The sequence below is a fragment of the Spirosoma sordidisoli genome (assembly GCF_004138325.1).
GTDB lineage: Bacteria > Bacteroidota > Bacteroidia > Cytophagales > Spirosomataceae > Spirosoma > Spirosoma sordidisoli.
Map to the genome: position 1 here is coordinate 97,361 of NZ_SBLB01000001.1, position 21,742 is coordinate 119,102.

General features: G+C 57.1%; 22 protein-coding genes. 7 read left to right on the top strand and 15 right to left on the bottom strand.

Translation table 11 applies throughout. The features are described 5' to 3' along the window. Positions 1–2: 2 nt before the first annotated feature. The 14 genes from EQG79_RS00450 to EQG79_RS00520 all read right to left on the bottom strand — a co-directional run bounded on the left by EQG79_RS00450 (position 3) and on the right by EQG79_RS00520 (position 17,456). Positions 3–326, bottom strand: a complete 324-nt coding sequence (locus EQG79_RS00450) for a hypothetical protein (RefSeq protein WP_129598763.1) — start codon at positions 324–326, stop codon at positions 3–5. Next, positions 323–4,633 carry an SGNH/GDSL hydrolase family protein gene (locus tag EQG79_RS00455; RefSeq protein WP_129598766.1) on the bottom strand — a complete coding sequence of 1,437 codons (4,311 nt, stop codon included), beginning with the start codon at positions 4,631–4,633 and terminating at the stop codon, positions 323–325. Before EQG79_RS00455 ends, EQG79_RS00450 begins: the two co-directional genes overlap by 4 nt. Positions 4,634–4,645: 12 nt before the next feature. Beyond that, complete coding sequence (locus EQG79_RS31175) at positions 4,646–7,654, bottom strand: hypothetical protein (protein WP_170315636.1); 3,009 nt, start codon at positions 7,652–7,654, stop codon at positions 4,646–4,648. Between the two features lie 15 nt (positions 7,655–7,669). Continuing rightward, positions 7,670–8,278 (bottom strand): hypothetical protein, encoded by a 609-nt coding sequence (locus EQG79_RS30875; protein ID WP_165358802.1) that lies wholly within the window; start codon positions 8,276–8,278, stop codon positions 7,670–7,672. Next, positions 8,271–8,495: a hypothetical protein gene (locus EQG79_RS00475; RefSeq protein WP_129598774.1), complete on the bottom strand. Its 225-nt coding sequence runs from the start codon at positions 8,493–8,495 to the stop codon at positions 8,271–8,273. Before EQG79_RS00475 ends, EQG79_RS30875 begins: the two co-directional genes overlap by 8 nt. Continuing rightward, positions 8,486–9,355: a hypothetical protein gene (locus tag EQG79_RS00480; RefSeq protein WP_129598777.1), complete on the bottom strand. Its 870-nt coding sequence runs from the start codon at positions 9,353–9,355 to the stop codon at positions 8,486–8,488. Before EQG79_RS00480 ends, EQG79_RS00475 begins: the two co-directional genes overlap by 10 nt. Before the next feature lie 4 nt (positions 9,356–9,359). Next, positions 9,360–9,689, bottom strand: coding sequence for a hypothetical protein (locus EQG79_RS00485; RefSeq protein WP_129598780.1), 330 nt, complete (start codon positions 9,687–9,689; stop codon positions 9,360–9,362). Beyond that, positions 9,686–11,791 (bottom strand): hypothetical protein, encoded by a 2,106-nt coding sequence (locus tag EQG79_RS00490; protein WP_129598783.1) that lies wholly within the window; start codon positions 11,789–11,791, stop codon positions 9,686–9,688. Before EQG79_RS00490 ends, EQG79_RS00485 begins: the two co-directional genes overlap by 4 nt. Next, a complete protein-coding gene (locus EQG79_RS00495; RefSeq protein ID WP_129598786.1) occupies positions 11,791–12,099 on the bottom strand; it encodes a hypothetical protein in 309 nt (102 codons plus the stop codon). The genes EQG79_RS00490 and EQG79_RS00495 overlap by 1 nt, the downstream gene beginning before the upstream one ends. Next, complete coding sequence (locus EQG79_RS00500; RefSeq protein WP_129598789.1) at positions 12,099–13,229, bottom strand: hypothetical protein; 1,131 nt, start codon at positions 13,227–13,229, stop codon at positions 12,099–12,101. The genes EQG79_RS00495 and EQG79_RS00500 overlap by 1 nt, the downstream gene beginning before the upstream one ends. A gap of 18 nt (positions 13,230–13,247) precedes the next feature. Continuing rightward, a complete protein-coding gene (locus EQG79_RS00505; protein WP_129598792.1) occupies positions 13,248–13,868 on the bottom strand; it encodes a hypothetical protein in 621 nt (206 codons plus the stop codon). Then, on the bottom strand, positions 13,868–14,827 hold the full coding sequence (locus tag EQG79_RS00510; protein ID WP_129598795.1) for a hypothetical protein: 960 nt from the start codon (positions 14,825–14,827) through the stop codon (positions 13,868–13,870). Before EQG79_RS00510 ends, EQG79_RS00505 begins: the two co-directional genes overlap by 1 nt. A gap of 95 nt (positions 14,828–14,922) precedes the next feature. Beyond that, positions 14,923–16,509: a hypothetical protein gene (locus EQG79_RS00515; RefSeq protein ID WP_129598798.1), complete on the bottom strand. Its 1,587-nt coding sequence runs from the start codon at positions 16,507–16,509 to the stop codon at positions 14,923–14,925. Between the two features lie 29 nt (positions 16,510–16,538). Then, positions 16,539–17,456, bottom strand: coding sequence for a hypothetical protein (locus EQG79_RS00520; RefSeq protein WP_129598801.1), 918 nt, complete (start codon positions 17,454–17,456; stop codon positions 16,539–16,541). Positions 17,457–17,577: 121 nt separating this feature from the next. On the opposite strand from EQG79_RS00520, the gene EQG79_RS00525 reads away from it, so the two are divergent. From EQG79_RS00525 to EQG79_RS00540, 4 genes are all read left to right on the top strand, one after another. Next, positions 17,578–18,072, top strand: coding sequence for a hypothetical protein (locus tag EQG79_RS00525; protein WP_129598804.1), 495 nt, complete (start codon positions 17,578–17,580; stop codon positions 18,070–18,072). Next, positions 18,069–18,419, top strand: a complete 351-nt coding sequence (locus EQG79_RS00530) for a hypothetical protein (RefSeq protein WP_129598807.1) — start codon at positions 18,069–18,071, stop codon at positions 18,417–18,419. Before EQG79_RS00525 ends, EQG79_RS00530 begins: the two co-directional genes overlap by 4 nt. A 179-nt stretch (positions 18,420–18,598) precedes the next feature. Then, on the top strand, positions 18,599–18,829 hold the full coding sequence (locus EQG79_RS00535) for an Acb2/Tad1 domain-containing protein (RefSeq protein ID WP_129598809.1): 231 nt from the start codon (positions 18,599–18,601) through the stop codon (positions 18,827–18,829). Positions 18,830–19,106: 277 nt separating this feature from the next. Further along, the gene (locus tag EQG79_RS00540) at positions 19,107–19,649 is read left to right on the top strand and encodes an HAD domain-containing protein (RefSeq protein WP_129598814.1); all 543 of its coding nucleotides are present in this window, start codon (positions 19,107–19,109) and stop codon (positions 19,647–19,649) included. Positions 19,650–19,759: 110 nt separating this feature from the next. On the opposite strand, the gene EQG79_RS00545 is transcribed toward EQG79_RS00540, so the two are convergent. After that, positions 19,760–19,996, bottom strand: a complete 237-nt coding sequence (locus tag EQG79_RS00545; protein ID WP_129598817.1) for a hypothetical protein — start codon at positions 19,994–19,996, stop codon at positions 19,760–19,762. 44 nt (positions 19,997–20,040) lie between these two features. Here EQG79_RS00545 and EQG79_RS00550 point away from each other — a divergent pair, with 44 nt between their 5' ends. The 3 genes from EQG79_RS00550 (at position 20,041) to EQG79_RS00560 (ending at position 21,720) form a co-directional block, all read left to right on the top strand. Further along, on the top strand, positions 20,041–20,241 hold the full coding sequence (locus EQG79_RS00550) for a helix-turn-helix domain-containing protein (RefSeq protein ID WP_129598820.1): 201 nt from the start codon (positions 20,041–20,043) through the stop codon (positions 20,239–20,241). Positions 20,242–20,366: 125 nt separating this feature from the next. After that, a complete protein-coding gene (locus EQG79_RS00555) occupies positions 20,367–20,768 on the top strand; it encodes a hypothetical protein (protein ID WP_129598823.1) in 402 nt (133 codons plus the stop codon). Continuing rightward, positions 20,761–21,720 carry a hypothetical protein gene (locus EQG79_RS00560; protein WP_129598826.1) on the top strand — a complete coding sequence of 320 codons (960 nt, stop codon included), beginning with the start codon at positions 20,761–20,763 and terminating at the stop codon, positions 21,718–21,720. The genes EQG79_RS00555 and EQG79_RS00560 overlap by 8 nt, the downstream gene beginning before the upstream one ends. Positions 21,721–21,742 lie beyond the last annotated feature (22 nt).

Below are 21,742 nucleotides of genomic sequence, written 5' to 3' on the forward strand. Positions count from 1 at the left end.
ACTTACTTGCTCAATTCGTTTTCAAAAATTTCGATGTAGTCAACGTCTTGTATCGGGTTGTTGCTGATCGTGCCCAGCGACGTCCAGACACTGGCGGTGGTGACCCGGTATTGCAACTCGTCTCCCTGCCGGCGCAGCTCGATACCCGAGAGATTCGGGGCTTGATACGACGGGTAGCCGGTGACAGGGGGCGGGCTGGTCGGGCCGCAGCCGCAGGAGCTGGGTGGGGTGAGGTGAACGGTGTCACCCAACCCCTCTATCCCTAGCCCTTGTAACTGCTCGGGCGACAACTGCCCTAGTAACTCATACGGATTGTAGCAACTCATGCGTTCTGGTTGGGGTTAATGCCGGCCGGTGGCGCGACGTTAGCTGTATTGATCCACTCGACCCGCCAAAGCTCGCCAGCCGGAGCCGGGTCGTCCTGCCGCTCGGTGCCGAAGTCGATGTAGCGTTGGAAGCTGACTTTGTTGACCACGCCCCGCCACTCACCGTTACCCGACAGCGGAACCTCAATCGTGCGCATCTGACCGTCGCTGTTGACCGGGAACTCGACAAAAATGGGCAGGCCGTAGGGCGACATGTCGTGCCGCCAGAACAGGAGCCTGAACTTGTTCAGTGGACCGGCGTACGCCATGCGGATAAACACGCTGCCGATACTCGACGCCGGCAAGCTCAGCCGCTGGGACGAGATACTGGCCTGCTTAAGCGTAGGTACAATGGTCCAGCCCGATTGCGGGAAAGGTACCCCGCCGTCCGTTGCTTTGTTGCGAATCCAGCGGCCTCGGTCCAGGCTATAGGCGAAGTTCGTGGCCAGTGTACGCGGCCAGTTCTGCTCCATTGCGTACTGACGCATTTCATCGACGTGCCCGGTCAGGATATGGTACTCGTTGTACAGCACCTGGTTCCAGTCGATGTGAAGCTGCGGTTGCCACGCGACGTACGGGCTGGCTTCGGCAAACTCGCCGTCACCGCAGTCCGGGCACTGGCGTTTACGCGTCACCTCGTACAAACCTGGACCGGCGACGCCCACGCCCCGGTTGTTGTTGTTGACCCTGGCAATCCAGGGCTCAGTGATCGCAAACGGGATCTGCTCACTCTGCGAGTTGGTCCTTGTAATCGGCTGGTTGGCGTAGGGCTGACCGCCTTCGTAATAGACCGCGTGCTGAAATTCTTCGTTGGCGTAGACGCACGGCATTTCCTGGCCGTACGCGTCGTAGATGCCCTTGTCGTCGGTCCGGTTGTTGATCATGCGCTCATACACCCGACAGGCTGCTTTGCCCGGCACCAGCACGAACCAGCGTTCGAGAATAACGTCCGTCACCTCGTTGCGCACCGGCCAGTTGACCAGTTGCGATTTGATGTAGAGCCGGTTCTCGTCCCAGGCCACGGCCAGAATAGGCGACGGGTTCCAGAACGCGTCACCGGCTGTAATCGGGTCGTTCCCCGTACCCCCGCCTTCGGGGTCGAGTTTACCCAGTGGCGTTGCCCAGAAGCTGAACTCGGCGTTGGGGTTGGGGCTGGTGCGGCCACCCCGGTAATACGCCGACTGCAACTGACGACCGCCGTTGTCAGCGTTGTTCACAATGTTTTTGGTTGGCTCCGGCCCTTTGAGGTCGTAGACCTCGCAGACCGCACCCCCGCTCCGCTCCCAGAACCCGACCATGATAAAGCCGTTGCTGATCCGGATCTTGCGGCCGACGATCCCACCAATCCGCTCGTAAGGCCGGGTGTCGGTGATCGGCCACACGTTCTGGTTCGTGGTTAAAATCGGGTAGTCAAAATTGGTTGTGACCGGGGGCGGTGCGTAGGTCGGTGTCCCGGTGCCCGTGCCGCTGTTGCCGCCCGTCGAACCCGTACCCGTTCCGGTACTCGTCGCGGTAGGTGTCGGCGTACCCGTGCCGCTGGTCACGCTCATTGCCGCCCAGAGCCGATCTGCTATCGTCTGATGGACGGGATCAGTGGGGTGGTTGGCGTAGCCATCGGTAGACCCCGGTATGCCCGAGAGGTCGATCACCGGCAAACTGAGATCGTTGGCCACGCTCCGGATCATGTTACTGACCTGTACCTGCGCTGGCGTCAGAGACTCCCAGAGCGAGGTGGTGAGGAACACAGCGGCATTGGGCCGCGACTGGCGCAGCTTGTTGATAAACGCTTTGTACCAGCCCGTGAAGTCCTGGCTGAGATTGGTAACGTTTTCCGCAAGCCGAATTACGATGGCGTCGGCTCCGAAAGCCGTAGCCGGGTTATAGCGTTCCAGCCCACCCTGTAACTGCCAGTAGTTGCCCTCAAAGTAACTACCGTCGTTAATGGTCAGGGGCGGGAAATCGCCTAACTGACACACCTGTACATTCGGGTTTTTGGACCGCAGGTAGTTGGTTAGAATGTGTACGTAATCCTTGTTAGCCGCGCTGGCGTCCATGCCCCAGGCTTTGGTACCCCCACCCCAGTCCGGTATCGCCGGATGGTTCGTGATGGAGTTGCCCACGATCAGTACTTTGTTGTACACGCCGTTACCTACCGGCAACGTGCCGGTGGCCATGTCGGGGTTGAACGCACCGAAGTACGTCCATTCAAACGCTTGCCCAGGGGTCACGAATCCATTCTCCCGGTCGTTGACCAGCTCGAAGCGTGAAATGATCCCGGACCAGTTCGGGTTCGAGCGCATGTTGATTTCGTACGTATGGAACTGATTGTCGGGAATCAGGTTGAACCACACGATCTGGGTAGCGTACTGCCGGATGCCCAGTGGGTACTGCGTGAGACTGCCCGCGTTGTTGGGATCGAAGCCGGACGCTTTCTGCCCTACTTTCAAAAATTCAATGCCCATCTTCGTGGGGCCACCCGCGTATTTGGTACGAATGAACAGCGTGTCGAAGTCAGCCGCCCGCCACGACCCAAACGGGCTGTGCAGGGCCGTAGTCGAGGCATGGGTAACGGTGTTGCCGGCGATGGTTTCCGTTTTGCCCACATAGGTCGGTTTCCAGTTGTCGGTGGTGAAGGGTTCTTTCTGGTCCTGAACCCCGTCCAGCCCCACCCAACCGGCTCTCGATTTTACGAACGAGAAGTCGGGCAGCGGTGTGCGGGGCAGGGCGTAGGCTGCGGCCCTGATCTCCGACTCCGAACCATAGATATAGTCGTAACTGTAGTAAAAGGTCTGGTTCGGATCCAGGTGCGACATGGGCCGACCGCCTATGTACATGAACCGGTCCGAGTTCTCGGCACTCGCTTCGTTCACATCCAGGTTGGTAAAGTTGACGTTGGCGTTGTACATATCCACCGACACCATACCCAGCATTTTCCCTTCCGGCAGCTCGACAGCGGCCCAGGGCTCGGACAGCGGGAATGAACTCATCGTCCAGCCAACGCCGTTGGTGGACGTGGCGGGCGCATTGGTAAATGGCTGTTGTCCGTTGTAGAATTTGGCAACGGTCGCCGGCCAGATCATGCTGAAGGGCGTTTCCTGTTCTCTGGCCTCGTACAGCGTCGCGTCGCGCAGCGAGCCGGCTTCCACCGTGTCACGAAAATGGGTCAGCCTCAGTTTGACCCGGATGCGGTTGCCGTCGATCTTCACCCACCGTTCCACGAACAGCGGCATGAGTAACGTGTTGTTGTGCGGCCAGGAAATGAATCGGGTCTTGGTATACAGCCAGCCGGTGCTGGTGATACCTTTGGCCACGACCGGACCGGACTGGTTGTTTACCGAACCGGCCAATGGGTTGTAGCCGATAGACGACCAGGTGTTACCCTGGTCAGCGGCAAAATTGAGTGGGCCGGCGTAAGGGCAAGCTCCTTCCAGCCGGCCCTGATCGCGCATGTTGATCGTGGACAACCACTGGCCGTTGACACGGCGGTATATCTGCATGGCCGAACCAAAGCCTTCCCGCAGCTCGATCCGCAGATCACCGGACTCCTGACGCAGTATGCCGCGCACCGGAATGCCGTAGGGCTGCATGACCTGGGTGCTGTTCTCGGTCCAGTTGCCGTTTACCGTTTCGTACACAAAGGCTGGCGAGCCCGACCCGGTACCCGTCGCCGTCGCGGTAGCCGTGCCGGTGCCACTTGTGCCCGTAGATGTGCCAGCCGTAGCGTTGCCACTGCCCGGTATGTACGGCCCGAAGATCGTGGTCAGGTTCGCCCGGCGCGGAGCGAGTAGCAGCGTCGCGGTTTCGACCGGAGCGTTGTTAACGAACCGGGCAATGGTGATCTCCAGCGTTTCGGTACCGATCCCGGAACCAGCCTCACCCGTCGCCCGGTAGCTCCACTCCTGCTTGAAGTCCCCCCTGGATCTAGGACCGGGCGGGTAGTAGCTGTTGGGACTGAGCACCTGCCCACCCGACGAGCGCATGAGCAGGTTGATGTTGTCCTGCCGGCGTATTTTGACGCGGATGTCCACCGTGCCTTCGGGCGCGATTTCCAGATCCATCGACCGGGCACTGGTATAGGTCATTTGCAACCCTTTCAGCCAGGGGAACGGGCTGGGGATAAATGACGAGGTACTGACCCCGGCGTTGTTAGCCGATTTACGGGCTGCGGCCTGCTCCTTACTTTCGTTCGGGAGCAGGGTGATTACGACGTTGGTTGGATCATCCACCGATGCGTCGGCATTCGTATTAAGCCACTGGTAACGTGCCATAGTAGCGATTGGTTACGGGTAGAGGGCGACAAAGCCCGATGTCGAGTCTGTTGGAATATTCAGGGTGAGCGTGAGCAGGTTAGGGTTGCCCGCGTTGCCGTTCGCCAGCGTAGTGATGCCGAACTTGTACGAGTTGCCGGCCAGGGTGCCGGCGTTGGCCGTGTCGATGAACGCGCGACGAATGTTATCCGTGGCCGGCGATCCGTTCTGGTACTTGCGCTCAAACAGCGCGTACCCGGTTGTCGGTGTAGTGGCCGACGATAACCAGAACCGCCAAGACATCGGCTGGTCGGGGTAGCTGTCGATCATCTGGATTTCCAGGAAGTCTTTCACCGACCCCACACCCCGCACGTACCGGTACTGCACTTTGGTAATCGTGTTGGGCTCTACCGTTCCGGTACCCGTACCCGTACCTGTTCCGGTAGGCGTTGCGGCCAGTACCGTAATCGGCTTAGAGTAGCCGTTGCCGTTTTCGGACACCAGCACGGATAAGCTCTGCGACGACGGCGGGGAGCCAACATTGCTGGGCAGGGTCAGCAAACCGGTCGCCGAATCAATGCTGTTGCCGTACAGCGTCGAGCTGATCGCGAACGTATGCGCTCCGGTAAACGGCCGGGTACTGCCATCACTCAGCACTTCGACCAGCGTGTAATCCGCTGTCGTTGGCCGGGTGAGTGTGTCTGGGCCCTCAATCCGTTTGCCAACCACCGTAGGAGCCTGCGTAGCGGTACCCGTACCGGTGGCCGTAGCGGTGCCAGCCGAATACGTGAAGTTTTCGGTATCGGTACAGGTCGAAGCACTGCCGGCCGAGCGGGCCGCGACCATCCGCAGCACGTAGGTTTGCCCATTGGCAATCGGAGCCGCGTTCATATCAATCACCAGTTTGGTGCCTTGCAGCGGAACGACGCCACTTAGACTGTTGAGTTCGGCCCCGTCAAGGGTTAAGACCTGCCAGCGGAAATCCGTTTGCGTGCCGATATTCGATAGCTCAACCTCAAAGGTTTTGCCATCAACGCGGGTGATCGCACCAATGCCGAACGTACAAGCCCCGGTAGCGGTGGAGGTCGGTGTCGCGGTCGGCGTCGGCGTTCCAGACGTTGGACCCGCATAGGTGAAGCCTTCGGTGTCGCTACAGGTCGTGGTATCGCTGCTGGTGCGGTCCGCGACGATCCGCAGCACGTAGGCCGTGCCCTGCGACATTGGGGCCGCGTTCATATCAATGATCAACTTCGTGCCTTGCAGCGTGACCGGTCCCTGCACCGTGGTAATCGCGTTACCGCCCGTGTCCAAAACCTGCCAGCGGAAGTTGGTTTGTGTGCCGACGTTGGTCAGGCCCACGTCGTAGGTCTTGCCGTCAATCCGGGTAATGGAGCCAATGCCGAACGTACAGCCGCTGGGCGGTGGCGTGGTGGCCGTCGCCGTCGCGGTAGGTGTTGGGTTCACGGCACCGGAGGTCAATATCTGCGATTGGGCTCCCGAGATACCCGTCAGGTTCACCGGTACACTGGTCACCTTGCCTGTGGCGTCTTTTACCCGCAGCGTGAAGTTGCCGTTGTTGATGTCGGCTCCACCCTGCACGAAGCCAGGGTGCCAGTTATACCGCCTATTGAAATTGGTGGCCGATCCCTGAATCGTGAAGTTGCCGGTTTCGGTACGCACGTAACCGCTTGGGCTGGGGTTGCCCTGGTTGTCGAGCGGCACCAGTTGCACGTCGTACGCCTGGCTGTCATTGACGAACAGATAGGCCACGAAGTCTTTGGCTCCCCGGTCCGAGCGGTAGGCGATGCGGGCAATGTTGCCCCAGTCCTGAGCGGTAGGGCTCTGGCTGGGGGTGGGCGTCGCGGTGCCGGTTCCGGTCGAACCTGTACCTGTACCTGTACCCGTGCCGGTCGAAACGCCCGGTGTCGGGATGTCCATGACCTCGCCAATCGGGAAGTAGGGCTTGTTGGTGGTGGTCGGCGCAATAGTCGCTGTATTGGTGCCGGTGCCGGTACCCGGTGTCAGCGTCGTGTCGTACACAACGCCCTGGCCCGGCAGCGGGAAACTCATCGTCAGCGTGTCGCTGAGCGTACCGTTGGTGAACTGCACATTGAACAAGCCGCGTCCCGAGAACTGGAACACGCCTTGCCGCGTCAGGCCGTCCGGCAGATTGGCCGTGTCGTTCACCGGCCCGGTCACCGCCTGCCCCGTGGAACACGGTGCCGGAGTGATGAACACACCGGTTACCACCGCATTGGTCAGCACCTGCAACAAGTTGAGGTTGGGCTGGCTGATGCGCGATTTGAAATTCTGAAGCATGAAGCTACCCACGCCCTGAGCGGCCAGCGTCGTAACCACGAAGTCGTAGAACGCCGGCTGTCCGTTCGGCACCCGCGCCGTTAATCGCAGGGTAATGGCTCCCGGCGTTGTGGTCCTGAGTGACAGTTGCAGATACCGAACTAAGGTCGGGTTGCCCTGGGCATCTTCGTCCGTGCTCTCGCTCAGCAGGAGCGATCCCTGCTCCGAGGTCAAGGCCGTACCGATGGGCGGGGCGAACGATAACTCAAAGACAGTCGGCCGGCCGCTGAACACCTGGTCGATGGGCAGGAAGTAGGTTACGGCCTCGGTGTTGGCCAGCTTGCGTATAGGGCCGGGGTTACAAAGCAGCGATACGCCGTTGCTTGTTCCGGTAGCGGTCGATGTGCCGGTGCCCGTGCCACCCGTTCCCGTAGCCGTACCGGTGCCGGTATTGGTACCCGTACCCCCGGTGCCGGTCGCAGTACTCGTGCCGGTGGATGTGCTGGTCGAGGTACCGGTAGCGGTTGATGTGCCGGTAGCCGTTCCGGAGCCCCCGGTGCCGGTGCCACTTCCGGTTGACCCATTGGGTACGTCGATGCCGGCGTTATACCGCACGCAGTCTTTGTCCTCAACAAAGCCGTTGGCTAACGCCTGCTCCGGCGAGAAGCAGTCGGCCCGGTTTCCCGACCAGCCGGCCGGGGCTATGTAGCACTTCCCGTCGTTCAGCTTTACAGTGATTGCCATGTTATTAATATGTTTTTAAGCTTGACGGTAGCCCGTAATATATTTGGCACAGCTAGGCACATCGGATACCCAGCGAATGCCGGTTATGGTTGTGCTACAAACCGAACCCGGTAGTACATCGACCACGATAGCCGTTTCGCAACCGGGCCGTATTTTCTCGCGCACAAAAACAGTTATCTGCATGGGCGGGATGGGCACGATCACCGCGTTGCCATCCTGCCAGTTCACCCGGTTAACAGAGTACTCGACCTGACCGACGTGGCCCGTAGTGCCCAGAATCAAGGCCACCTGCGAGGAGCCTATTTTGATCTGGCTCACCAGTTGCGCCTGCAACCGACAGGTATTGGTGCCGGACGAGCCGGTACCTGTTCCCGTGCCCCCGGTGCCGGTACCCGTGCCACCCGTTCCGGTTCCGGTACCCGACCCGTTGTTGCCCCCGTTTTCCGCAATGATCTTGATCTGCTCCAGGATGTGGGCCAGCGCGTCCAAACACGAAAACGGCGTCAACGGCACGGGCCGAACCGGCGAGTTGAACAGCGCGTCGCCGGTTGAGAACCCGCAACCGCCCGGAAAAACCGAGGACGGGGGCGAACAGCCGCACGGAGTCTGGTTGCAGTTACACATGGTCAAATAAGCTTAGGAAAGTATGGGTGTCACGCAAAGCATCGGTATCCCAGAACACCACCGCCTTATCCAGCATGAGCAAAAACTGCAAGTGCTGGTCAGCGGCATGCGTTGGCTTGCCCTGCCGCATCGTCTGGGCCAGGATTGCCGAGGCCCGTTTGATGCTGGGGGCGAGCCGCTGCTGCACGTTGCCGGGGGCGTTGATCGTTAGTTCCATGCCTTTAGTTCTGCGCGGATTCGTTTTAGAAATAAGTTGCCGGTTTCGCAGTCCACGTCTTTTTCCAGCAGGTCCAGGAGCTGGCCGATATACGCCAGCTTACCCTGCCTACAGTCGTCTACCGGGTAACCGCTGAGCATGTGCGCCGGGTACTGGGGTGTGGGGTCACAGGTCGCAGTACTCAGCTTTTCCTGAAGCAGCTTGCGCATCTTTTCCGCCCACTCCACCCGTTCGGACGCGGCCATGAACAGGGTCAGCGTCGCGACACCCAGCGGCACGACCACGGTACGGGCCGTGGCGTTGGTACCCAATACCTGTTTGAGCACGGTACCGTTAGTCGCGGATACGCCATTGACCCGCAGCACCCAGTCGGTATACTCGTCCAGACTCCCCGTTTCCTGCCACTGCCAGCCACTGCCTTCGGGATAGCCATCGCAAGTCACCTCCGTCCAGATACCTTCTTTCTTCACCCAGAGTTGTCCGCCCGCTGGTAAAGGCGCGGTGAGCCGCACGGTATAGTTGGTCGGGTACCGGTTTTGGGTCAGGACGTTGACCGCCTGGATCTTCAGGCTCAGACAACCCGATAGAAACGCGCCGGCATAGCCGCAGCTCGCACTCACCCCGTTCGCCACCAGTTCACCGGCTGTTACCGCGTAGGTGCCCTGGCGCATGGGTGCGGCCGGGAGCCCGCTGGTTTCGGTCGTGAACCCGTTTCGACCCGGATACGACGCGGTGACCAGGTATTTCTGTACCTGATTGCGGTCCAGTTTGGCCGCTGCCCAGTCCGCGTCGGACGTCACATCCTTCAGCGTCAGTTTGCCAGGGGCTACCAGTGTCGTCGCGATTGTCAGATTCACCATAGTATCAATGTGCCAGGACCGTCGCGGTCAGGTACAGATTTTCGTGCGTGTTGTCGTCGTAAAATACCGTGACCGCTTTGGTCGTGGTGAACTGGGTAGCCCCTTGCTGCCGGTGGTATTCGGGCAGGCTGGGTGGAGCCGCGTAGTCCACGTAGATCCCATTCTGGTCGAAGAATGCCGTTGTACAACTACAATCGGCACTCACCGTCCGGATCGCGGGTCCGGCTTCGATCCGGGTAAAAATGCCCCGTCTTATTTCCCGCAGATGCACTTTGCCTATGTCTACGGTCTGCGGCCCGAAATAACTGACCTGGGGGGGTGGTTGGGTTATCATGCGTATTGCCTGGTGTTGTTGGTATACGAGTTTCTATACCCCGGTAAGCGGATAAACTCGTCGGCGTCCGGCGTCCGGGTATACGAATCGGGTTGGTCGGTATACCGGCCGAGCTGGATATATTCGCTGTAGCCGGCCAAGAGCTGTTCGCTTTCCTGTTCGGTAAACGAACGGTCCTTCGTGGCGTGTAGCAGGTAGAGTAAGCAGTGGAAGGCCGAGCCGATGTCGTCATTCTCCCCCGAGCCCCAGAGCAGCAGGCTTTCCAGCAGCGGCACCAGCGTGATGTGGTGATGGCGGTTGCTGGCTAAGTACTGATAGCCCAGAGCGGTGAGCTCGGTCTTGACCCCACCCTTCACCTCGATACCGGGTGTATGGTCATTGATCCACCACAGCCGGTGCGACTGGTTCCGGTCGCGCAGCCAGTCGGGAAACGCGTCGGTGTTGTATTCGTAAATGGTTTGCTGCACGTCGTAGAGCAGCATCCCTTTGTAAAACTCGTGGTAGGTCGCCTGCATGTCGGGCAGTTTGTCGTAGTACAGGGCGACGGGCATATCGTTGTTATCACCCAGCAACAGCGTCGGTTGCCGGTAGATGATCATGCAGTTGCGCGAGTCCCGCTTTTTAAGTTTTTGACCCGGCTTGGCTTTTTTGTACACGTCGTCAATCGCGCCGACGTGCAGGTTCGGAATTTTGTGGTTGGGTAAACCCGCCTGGTTGATCCGCCAAGGGCCGCGAAGCTTCTCCGGCGTACCGGGGGCGTCGGGAATGAACTCCACCTTTTTGTTATCAGACCCCCGGATGTACTCAATTTTGCCGCTCATCCACAACTGATCGAAACCGTGGGACGTCACGTAGCCGATCTGCGACTTGATCTTAAGCTGATCATAGGCAAAGGAGGCCGAGGGCTCGAACGCTTCCTGCGGGGTCAGCGGGTTCTCGACCAGTTCTTTGGCATACTTCTCGCCCGACCCCTCACTTTGTTTGCGCAGGGCCATGATATGCGCCAGTGCGTCGTCCACCCGACTACGACCGGTACGTTCATCAATGAACCCTAACAACGCTTTGGTTTTGGGCGTGAAGTGGCTTTTCGCCTTATAGGCTTCGGGGTTGAAAAAGATCGTTTTGTAGTTGGAGGATTTGTTGATTACGGCGTTGGACGTGCCGCCAATCACCATCATACCCCATTTAAGGTCACCACCTTCCAGACAGTCCTTGTTCTCGACGTAGAAGTTATCCAGGCTATCCCCGGTCCAGAGCCCGGCTTCCACCGCCGTCAGCTTGGTTAGTCGCATCGACTTGAACACGCCGGCACTGGCCTCGTTGGGCACGAGCCGATACTGTATCCAGTTGTGAACGATGTAGGACGAACGGCCCGTGAAATAGCCCACGGCAAAGTCGTCCTGATTCTCGACCACGACTTCTAAAGCCCGCCCGTTCCAGGTTTTGAAAAACGGGTGGATGTGCTCGGTATACAGTGTTTTGAACCAGCCGCGTTCGGCCAGTTTCGGCTTCTCGGTGGGGTAGCCTCTACCAATGTAGCGTTCCCGACCGGCCATGAAAATGAAGTGGTAGCTGTCCACGCCCAGAAATTCCATCTGCGTATAGCCGATGGTCCGGGGTTTGGCAAACACCGAGTTCTTCGCGTTGATACTGGCCCCGCCCGCCAAATCGCGGTAGCGGTTGCGCCACATCATCGACATGATCTCGTCGTCGTTGTCCCGGTAGAACGGCGCGTCCCAGCCCGTTATTTCTTTGGTCTGGTTATCCTGACGCGGGATCTTGACGAAGTTCAGGTACCAGTAGTGGTAGCCGCAGATGTATTTGCCGGTTACGGGCTCGGTCCACCCTTTCTTGATCCGGGTCAACTGCTCTTTCCACCAGGCCCACGACTTGTCGCCCCTGGTCTTGGGCGCGTCGGGAATACGCTGTTGCAGGACCGGCCGGTAGAGGATCTGCACCGACTCGTGCAGGTGACTGATCTCGGGCGACGGGGTGCCGGCGTCAAGGGTCTGGACAGGGACCGGGGTATGAAGCGTCGAAGCCGACACCGCCAGGGCGGTAGCGGCTACCAATGCTTTTTTAACAAATCCCTTTTTGTCCACTATACCTGGGTGTCTGAGTAGTTACGCCATTCGTTCCGGTTCATCATCACCGGGTAACAGGGGGGCGATTTGGCACACGATTTATCAGCAAAAAACAGCTCCGGCGTCCGGCAGTGACAGACCAGACATTCCCCGTTTTGGTAGCAGGGTTCGGCGCGTTTCTTGCGCCACTCGTACTGGGTACGAATGTGCGGCCGGATCAGGGCCGGGCAACGCTGGTACAGCCAGTAGCGGATTTCTCCCTGCCAGTAGTACCACGCGTCGCCCGGCTTATGCCAGAGGTGCCGTATCGTTTGCCGAAACGTCACTATACGGGGGTTGAGCTGCCTTTCTTGAACTGATCACCGCTGTCCGTTACCGCCGTAGGAGCCGTGGACGACGCCGTGGTGATGGTGTACGTAGACTTCGTGCCGTCGTAGCTGGTGCGCCACAGCCCGATAATCGCGGGGTACGCCGTTTTGGTCGCGGCATGAGCCGCAGCGTCACCCGCGTCCTGGCGCACCAGGGTATAGGTGTACTGGGGGCTATCAGCGCACTCATCACCCACCAGCTTGGCGATATAGCCCTGTGCCAGGTTACCCGAGGCCGGCCCTTTCAAAATGTTCTTCAGCGCGGTGAGGGCCGCATTGCCGTTTGTGTTGTCCGCGAAGCAAACCGCGATGTTCTGATACACCTCATGCGGGCTCTGGGTGGCCTGGTTGGGGTTGGAGGTCACGGACCCTTTCACCTCGCCCGGAAACTTCACGGTCGTGAAGATCTCCACCACTTTGATCGCGTCGGTAGCTGTGCTCTCGGTGTCGGTAAACCACGCCCCGATCAGCGCACGAGTGTAGCCGCCCGTTGAGCCGGGGACGACCAGGAATGGGCCGGTGAAGCCGTTTTGGCTCACGACGCGAAACCGTTGGCCGGCGTACTTGGTGGTGATGTGCAGAAACTTCTCACTGCCATCGGTCACGACAGCGGCCGAGCCCAGGTGAGGGTACAAATCGTTGAACCGTTTAGCGGCTTCGGTCAGCTTCTGCTCCACGGTGTCGTACACACCCTGGCGGTAGTAAAGCAACAGCGGGATTTCTTCGTCGTACTCAAAGGTATTCTCGCAGGAGAACACGGGTTTGAGCCGCAGCGACAAATCGCCGGGTCCAGCCGTGGTGCCGAAGCGAAGAACCTGTTGGGTCGCGGCATTGGCGCAGCGCAGCTTGACGCCCGCACCCCCGGTCAGGATGTTGGCATAAACCGTTTTGAAGTCGCTCCCGCTCCCAATCACGCCGATGCCTTGCGAGGGCCGGTTGGTTTTGGCTCCGGCAAACACAATGTTGCCCCGATCCAGGAGGGGAACGGCGGTGGTGGTCCCGTCGTAAAAAACCGCTACGTCAGGGGTGGGCCGGCAGTCGATGGTAACAACCGCTTCCTGCGCCGGGAAAATCGTGTTTTGTGACATTGTAAAGGTGTTTTGGAATTAAACGTTCTCAGCGGGTATCTCCCGGCCGGTGACAGCCGCGTACCGGTTCACGTCGCCGGTCGCCAGGTCTGCTTTAGCCAGCACCCGCAGTAAAATTTCATCAACAGCAAACTTGCTTTCAGCGAGTTCCGAGGCAAACACCGAGGTAAACACCGGTTCGTCCAGATCCTGCCAGTACGTGACACGTATTACGGTGGGTACGGTTTTCGACAGAATAGATAGCCGGTCGCCTTCTTCCCGGTACCGGGGAAACCAGTCGTCGGGTCGCTTGGTCGGGTCGGTCATCACGGTGCTGAACTGATCGTCGGTGACCGGGGGGCAGGGCCGGTTGCTCAGCTTTTTGCCGTTCAGGTCGAAGTCCGGCGATACGGCCCGAATGAACGAGAACTCACCCAGGCCCAACAGAACAAACGTAGCCGTGTTGCGAACAACTTCCTCTTTCCAGAAGGCTGCTGTCAGCCGCCGTACATATTCCGAATCCGGTTGCGACGCCTTATCCCGGAGCCAGGCCCGGCGCGAGACAATATACTGCCTGACAAACATTGGTGGGGACAAATACGCCCCGTCCTGTTCGTCGGCCATTTGCTGATACAGCTTGTAAGCGTCGCCAATCGTCATTATGCGTATTCTTCGAGCGTGAGCCGCACCTGTTCGTTTGCCTTCAGGTAATCCACGATGCTTTCCTTAGAACTAAATTCTTCGGTCAGCTCCGGGCTGGTAAACTTGCCGTCCGCTTCCAGGATCAGCCCGCCCGCGATCAGTTTGTCAACCAGGCCGGTAAGCCGCGCCTGTTCGCGTTTGGCCACGGTCGCGGTATCAACCTGACCGGTGCTGGTCACCGGCAACTCGTCCACATCTTCACCCAGGCTGCCGGCCAGTCTGACCAGCTCCGAAGATTCGATCTGGAACGCGGTCGGCCGCTCTTTGCCTTCGGCCGGCTCCTGAAACCGCTCCTGCAAGTACTCGCGCAGCGGAGCGTCGTTCTGAAGCACATGCAGCATCTTGCTCTCGCTCACGGCCAGCACCTTGACCTCTCCACCCTTCCGTAAGCTGTAGTCCTCCCCTACTTTCAGGATCAGACCCCGCTCAATAGACAGGTCGAGCATAGCCCGCGTCTCAAAATAGTCGTCGTCAAACACCCATCTTTCGCCCTTACGGAACGGCGCGATGTCCTGCTTCGCTTTCTGGCTCAACGCCACGGCCATCGTCCGGACCGGAATACCGGAAGCCGGGCCGATCACGCGCCGGTACAGCTTGCGCAGCCACTCCTCGTCGTCCTGGTGTTTGGTGATCAGCAGCCGCAGTTCCAGCTCCAGCCCTTCCTGCTCCATTGCCTGAAGTGAATCCACCTCCGGATTTTTGAGCACGATCCGCTCTTTGAGCGTGGCGTGATCGGGAAGTGCCATGAGCAACGACAGCAAATTGTAGTTCGCTTTCTGAACCGGATCTTCCAGATCAAAGGTGCGTTGACCCCGGATCACCAACCGCTCGGGTTCTCCGAGTTCGTTGCGAAACACGAACCGTTTAACGCCCTGGCCCTTGACCATGATTTTACGCTCAGCGGGCAAGTTGATCATGGCTTCGGGGCCGGGGGCTCCGTCCGTAAGACCAGAGTTAGATTTTATTTGTGCGACAGCTATCATTGAGTGATGGTATTAATACGTTTTTTACCTTATACGATTTCGATAACCGACATCATATCGGTATCCATATCCGGGCAGATTTGGGACAGGATGTGCATTTCGTCCATGTCGGCGGTAGACGACAGGTTGTAGCGTTCGTTGTCCAGCATCCGGCGCAGCCCGTCCTCCTGCATCGCGGCTAGTGCCTGACCGGTCATACCGCCGTTGGCTCCGGTGATCCCACGGGTCGTGCCCAGTACAAAGCCCCGGCTGATACCGTTTCCTTCTTTGTGGTAGATCGTGGCGGGCAACTTACGGTCCATGCCTTGACCTACCGCGATTGGTTGCAGGTAGATCCGGTTCGAGCGGGGCGAGTAACCAACGTTGTTGTAGTTGATCATTGTGAACTCGGCCCCCCACTGGTTCAGCGCGTAGCCGATGTCCATGATGGTGATGCTGCCATCCGGTGTTACGTACTCGTCAAAATCAAACCCAAAGGTTCCTTTGCCGAGTTTGTTGTTCTCGTCAACCTCAATTTGAATATTGTAGCCAATTTGCTTAATGGCTTCACCAAAGACGGCTTTCAAATACTGGCGACCCATGCCCATGCAGTACGCGATGTAGCGTTTGCCCGACCCCAGTTCGTTGCGTTTGAAGCTGAGAATATCTTGCAGCAGCTTCACACCTTCGGATAGCGGGGCTTTCTGGTACGCCTGCCAGATATAAGGGGCTTGATCCCACTGCTGGAACAGACCGGCGTAGCTCGGCCGCTCGGGGTAGCGGGTGGTGTTGGCCCGGTTCGCGATCCGGCGCGTTTTAATGTCGAAGTTGGCCCGAGAAAACAGCAGGTCGTGGTCGATAGCGGCCAGCACCTTTTTCGCACCCCGCAGCGGCAGGTCGGTGACGTATTCCACCTCACGTTCTTCGGAGCCGTCCATTGCTTCGGTACCGGTGAACTTGAACGTTTCGTCCGCCATCGCATTACCGGTGCGCGGAATAACGTAGCGCAGTACGGGTAACACGTTGAGCCGGTCCGTGTAGCGTTCGTCGTCGTCCACCAGCGTGTTACCGGTCAGACTACCCTCGCCCACCGAGTTACCAAAGCCGTAGTTAATCGGGCTATCAATGGATATGATCGAACCCGATATGGTAGATTTCTCCGGTTGATCAATGAGCTGGTACGTGTAGTCAAAGTTGCGGCCGTCCGCGCTGGGTCGGTACGAGGTTACCATGAGCTGCGTAACCATATCCTTCAGCATAACCTTCTCGCCCGCTTCCCCAATGAACTTGTCCTGGGTGAGCTCAAAGTTGTGCCCCGCGATCAGTACATCGGGTACGCGACTGGCGTCCACGACACGGGCGGGTACCATGTGCTCGCGATACTTACGCGAACGAATGTATTCAGCACCCACGGCACGGTGCATGATGTCGAACTGTTTCCCCTGCTCCTCGGTGCCCAACATCCGGCCACCCAGGTTGCTGAAGAAGTTGAACATCGACATCGGGTTCAACGACTTGCTGACAGAGGTAACGATCTCTTTGTGAAACAGCAGATCGTTCCGGCGCGGCATGTCGTCCGCAATGCGTTTGCCAACGCGCGACGTGCGGGTTAATTTGAAGGGGTTTACCTGTGGCATTTTCGTGGGTGTTTGTCGTTAGTAATGGGCTAGTTTCGGGTCAGTGCCTTCGCCAGCCGGGCTTTCCCGCCTTTTTCCGCACCCAGATCGTAGTGCAGCTTGGCGAAATATTTAGTGCGCAGGTGCGGGTTAAGCACGGTTGCGATCAGCGTCATATCTTCTTTGGACAGGTTCTCCAGTGCCTTGTCCAGTTCGCCGTTCAGAATGAAATCCTGTACGAACGTGGCGTCCTCCGCTTCGTAATCGTGACCGAAGGGTTTGTAGCCGGCGATGAACTCGCGCAGCTCTTTGCGGTCCGAAGCCGTTTTGTCAGCGGCCTCACGGGCTTTCTGCCGGGCCTGTTCCTCGACCGACTCCAGCCACTGTTTCGCGTCGCTGCGCAGGGTGGCCGCGTAGCGTTTGCCGTCCTCGTTGAGCACGTCGTCCTCCACGTATTCGGCCATTTTCTGATCGAAGCCGCGTTCGGTAAAGCCGCGTCCCAGCATATTCCGGACGTTGGCCTCTACCAGTAGTTTGTCGTCCGCCAGTCTGGTGTCGTCGTTATCGTACTGACGCGACAGGAACTCGCGGTAGTCCCGGTAGCCGGGCGTGTTGGCGAGCATATGTTCTACGTGGCTGGCAGCGGTGAGATCGGCGTAAAACTTTTCGGCGTCGATCACTTCCCCCTCCTTCACGCTCTGCTCCCCGAATTGCTCTTTGTACAAGGCCGCCCAGTCCGGAGCCTGTAGTTCAGTTTTGTCCGGCAGCGTCAGGTACTCGGGTGTCTCGGGCGTCTCGGTGCTAACGGACGGGCCGGTAACGGGTTGAGCCGCCACTTTCTGCAACGCGGTTTTATCCGCGTCTGACAAAGACGGGGTGTCGAGTACCGTTTCCTGTTCGGCAGGCGTGATACCGGCGTCGGCCAGGAAAGCGGCTTGTTGCTGGGCGGGGGTGATGAAATCGCTCATAAACGGGCAGAAGTCGTAGTTGGGATATGGTTTCTAACAGCGACAAAAAAACATGGTATAAATATGGTATTTAGCATAAATTGAACTACATTTGTCCAGCAGTTAATAGTGTTTACGAAAAATGAACGGAACCGACATAGAGCGACGGGTGGCCGAGCTCGAATCCACGGTGGAAAGCTTCTTCTGGCAGTTCCAGACCGAGCATCTGGACCGGTGTACGCTGACAAGAGCCATCCGCGAAACGATACTCGACTACTTCAAAATCAGCTTGCAGGAATTGACCGGAGCGGGTCAGATCGGAACGGGTAAAGGTGGCGGCTACGCGATTCGCACCAAGTCGGCTTACGACTTGCGGATGATGCTGGTCAGGGAGTGGACGGTGCTGCTCATGCGGCAGTGCTGCCAGATGGAGTGGGAGCCGTTGCGCCGGGTATACCCCTGGTGTTTTCAGACCACGTTCATGGGCGCGTACCACAAACTCAACGCGCTGTACGCCGACCCGAATCATCAGGACCACGAACTCTGGATCACGTTGCTGCGGGACGTACGGGAGCGGGCGCATCGGAACGGCATTGATACGCGGCCGGTAGACATGGAGATCAGTCGGGCGTCGTGAACATCATCACCACGATACCAAAGCATAAATATGCGTCGTACGCGGAGCTGGAGTACGTGCTGCGGCACACGGACGGGGCGGAAGGCGGGTTCTGGCTGGTCAACACCAAGACATTACCCAAACAGTGTCGTGTAGGCGAACATTGCTACATGGTGTACGACGGACAGGTTAGGGGCTACTTCACTATCGTGGATATGGACTGGTCGGAGAACTACCGGAAGCTGCATCGGATTGGGAAGCGTCGAACCACGCGCTGCATTGTACTGGCCAACTGGGTACCGATCCCGGCCCAGCCGCACGTCGGGTTTCAGGGCTATCGGTACACGGCGTTGAACCCGTTGAGTTGATAACGAAACTATCTGAATGAGAACGATAGGTACCAGAGCGGATTGATCACCCGCCAGCCCGTGCCAGGGTCAAGCGATCTGCGGTCGGCACAGCCGCAGACGTCTCTCCGAACGTGTCGGGCCGAGCGCAGGCCGGGTGAAAAAGACCGGCGTTTTTTAACCCAATTAACAATCAAAACATGGAGCAGGAACTGACATTCGGCCAGAAAGCGGTCGGGCTTTTATTTAACCCATCCGGCGACGATGCGGTGGGGCAGTGCAAACAAGGGTTTGCGGACTTGATTGATCAGATGAACAATCTGCGCCAGACCTCGACCAGTAACGATCAGAAACGTCACGCCAGTGTCGCGATCACTGAGATGGAAGGTGCCCAAATGCGGGCGGTCAAGGCACTTACCTGGAACGATTGACGAAATAAAAGGCCGATGACTCACGGGAGAGGCCACGAACGCGATTGAACCGTGTGACAGCCGGGAATAGACCGGCAACATTGCGTAGAGGTGGATAGTGGTTAGCCACGACGCGGCATGTCTGCGTTCCGTAAGGTTGTGAGTTCGATTCTCACCTACGTAACAACCGCAGGGCTGGTGCCTTGTATGGTGTGGATAGAAGCGGATAAGCCGGGCTGGTTTCTGGCCTGGCTTATTTTTTTAGCACTGGACAAACTACTTATAGGCGATACTGAAAATGTCCAAAATTATTTTCCTTGACGTGGATGGTGTGTTGAACTCAGAACTGTTCTACGGCCAGACGATCCGGAACGCGAAAAAGCAACTCCGGAAAGAGGTGAAAAGCGAGGAGCGAGAACGCTTTGATTACCACCTGGACCAGATCGACCAGCAGGCCGTCGAACGGCTCAACGGTATTATTCACGATACCGGCGCGAGAGTTGTTTTGTCGTCGTCCTGGCGGATCGGCAATAGTCGGGAGTATATGCAGTCCCTGCTCGAAGCGAAGGGGTTTACGGGACAGTTGATCGGCCGGACGCCCCGGCTGGACGGGCAGCGCGGCAAAGAGATCGACGCCTGGCTGAATTACTTCGGCATTATCCATCTGGTCGAACGGTACGTGATTCTGGACGACGATTCGGATATGACCGATTACCAGCTTGCCAACTACTACATCCACTGTGATTCGTATTGCGGCCTATCCCCTACCGTCGCCTACAAAGCAACACACATTCTAAATGGTGATTGGCGGGGCCAATTCCGGGGAATAACTACAAAATAATTAACGCGTTTGGAGACGATGAGGCTACACCGGGTCAATAGTCGTGTCGAATAATTGATCGAAAATAAACACGTTGCGTCAATGTGTTCGTTCGCTAAACATTTGAGGAGTTAATCTTTTGAAGGTGGCACCCAGATCACGTACTGCGTAAGAGAAATTACGACGATGTAAAGAAACCAGACGGAACTGGTCATGGATAGGTTAAACGCACTGTCGCCAGAATACTTACCTACTTCGTTCAGAGCCAAGTTGTAGAACACCACAAACAGGGCAAGGGCGGAACCAATCGACCATATTGTACGGCCCGCAGGGGTCTGGTCCTGAAAAAATCTTTGAACTTGTTTCATTGTGTGGCTTGAAATGAATCCACAAAACAAACTACTTTTACCATATGCTAAAGCAGCAGACAGCCGAACAACTAAAAAATGCACGAAAAGCGCAAGGGCTCACCCAGAAGCAGGTGGGCGAATTGCTGGGCATTGACGAGTCTACCTACAACCGTTACGAAAGCGGAACGGCTAATTTATCGCTGGACACAATAGAGAAAATAGTTAAGGCTCTTAATAAATCGGTTACAATCCTGATACAGTAATATATTTTTTTGCCTACAAACTTGGATTATATTCAAGTTTTATCTACTTTTGGATAAGCAAAAGCCCGTACCATCTGTCGCCAAACTTCGGATACGGGCCTTGTGACACACAAACCAATAGAGATATGTGCAATGATCAAAAGTACAACGCGGCCATCGATTCCGCAAAACCTATTGAGTTGCCGGCTAACCCCACTCCGTCCATTCGCCTTGCTTTGTTGGCTGGTCCACAGTTACAGGAAATGTTTGAGGCATTTATTCAGCATAAGTATCGCCTGTACGAAGAAGCCGCTAACGAACTGGCTGCTCATGACCTTGACGCTTATTTTGACACTACCCAGCGCATTTCATTGATAAATGACACGTTGTACGAGGTTCTTTTTATGCTCAACGAAAAAGTGGTAGAGTTTTCTAATGGAGGTGCGGACGCCTGCGGTGTCAGCTTGGCAAAAGAAGTGCAACAGAAGCGCAGAGAAGAATTAGCGGCCCTTCTCACCACAACGCAAACAGCAATCGGTCATGAATAAGGTATTCAGACACCGTATCGGGTTCACTGACTTTGTGAAACGATCAAAGCTGGTGCATGGAGATTTTTATGGCTATATGGAGCCAGAGGGATTCAGGATGGATAAAAACATAGAGATTATCTGTCCGCTACATGGCTCATTTATGCAGCGCCCTCAACATCACGTTCGTGGCGTAAAATGCCCTAGTTGCGCAAGGGAAATAACCAATCGAAAGCCTTTGGGTGCGGCTACATTTATCGCCCGCTCAAAGTCGGTACACGGCGATCTTTACGACTATAACCGAGTTGTTTACGTTAGAAATGATGTCAACGTAGAAATAGTCTGCCCTATTCACGGCGTTTTTTTGCAGACCCCGGACTCGCACTTAGTAGGTAGAGGGTGTAATTTCTGCTCTAAAAATCAGCGTCTATCAACCGAGCAATTTTTGGAGCGGGCTAAGAAAGTACACGGAGACAAATACGACTATAGCCGCGTTGACTATTGCTCCTACAACGTAAAGCTGACAATAGTTTGCCCTACACACGGAGCTTGGGAGCAACTGCCCGGCAACCATTTAAGAGGCAAAGGTTGCTCTTTTTGCGCCAAACAAAATGTTAGTCCGAAAAACATTCGCAAGTCAGCATGGGTCAGCAGGCAGAAGGGTCGCCGGTCCACCCTTTATCTTATTGCGTGCAAAACCAGAGACACCACGTTTCAAAAAATCGGCATTACGCACAACAGCCTAAAAATGCGTTTTCGGGGAGCCCCATTTCTGTTTACCAAAATTTTGGCAATTACCAGTCATGACGCAGGGTTAATTTATGATCTCGAAAAATTGGTCGCCAGACAGTTAAGGCCGTTTCGGTACATGCCCGGTGATAGATTTGGGGGATATACCGAATGTTATAATTTCCCTAACACAGAGAGTGCTGTTGATGTGATAAAAAAGACTTGGCGTACGATTAAACAATAAAAAGAGGTCCGCACTAACGATC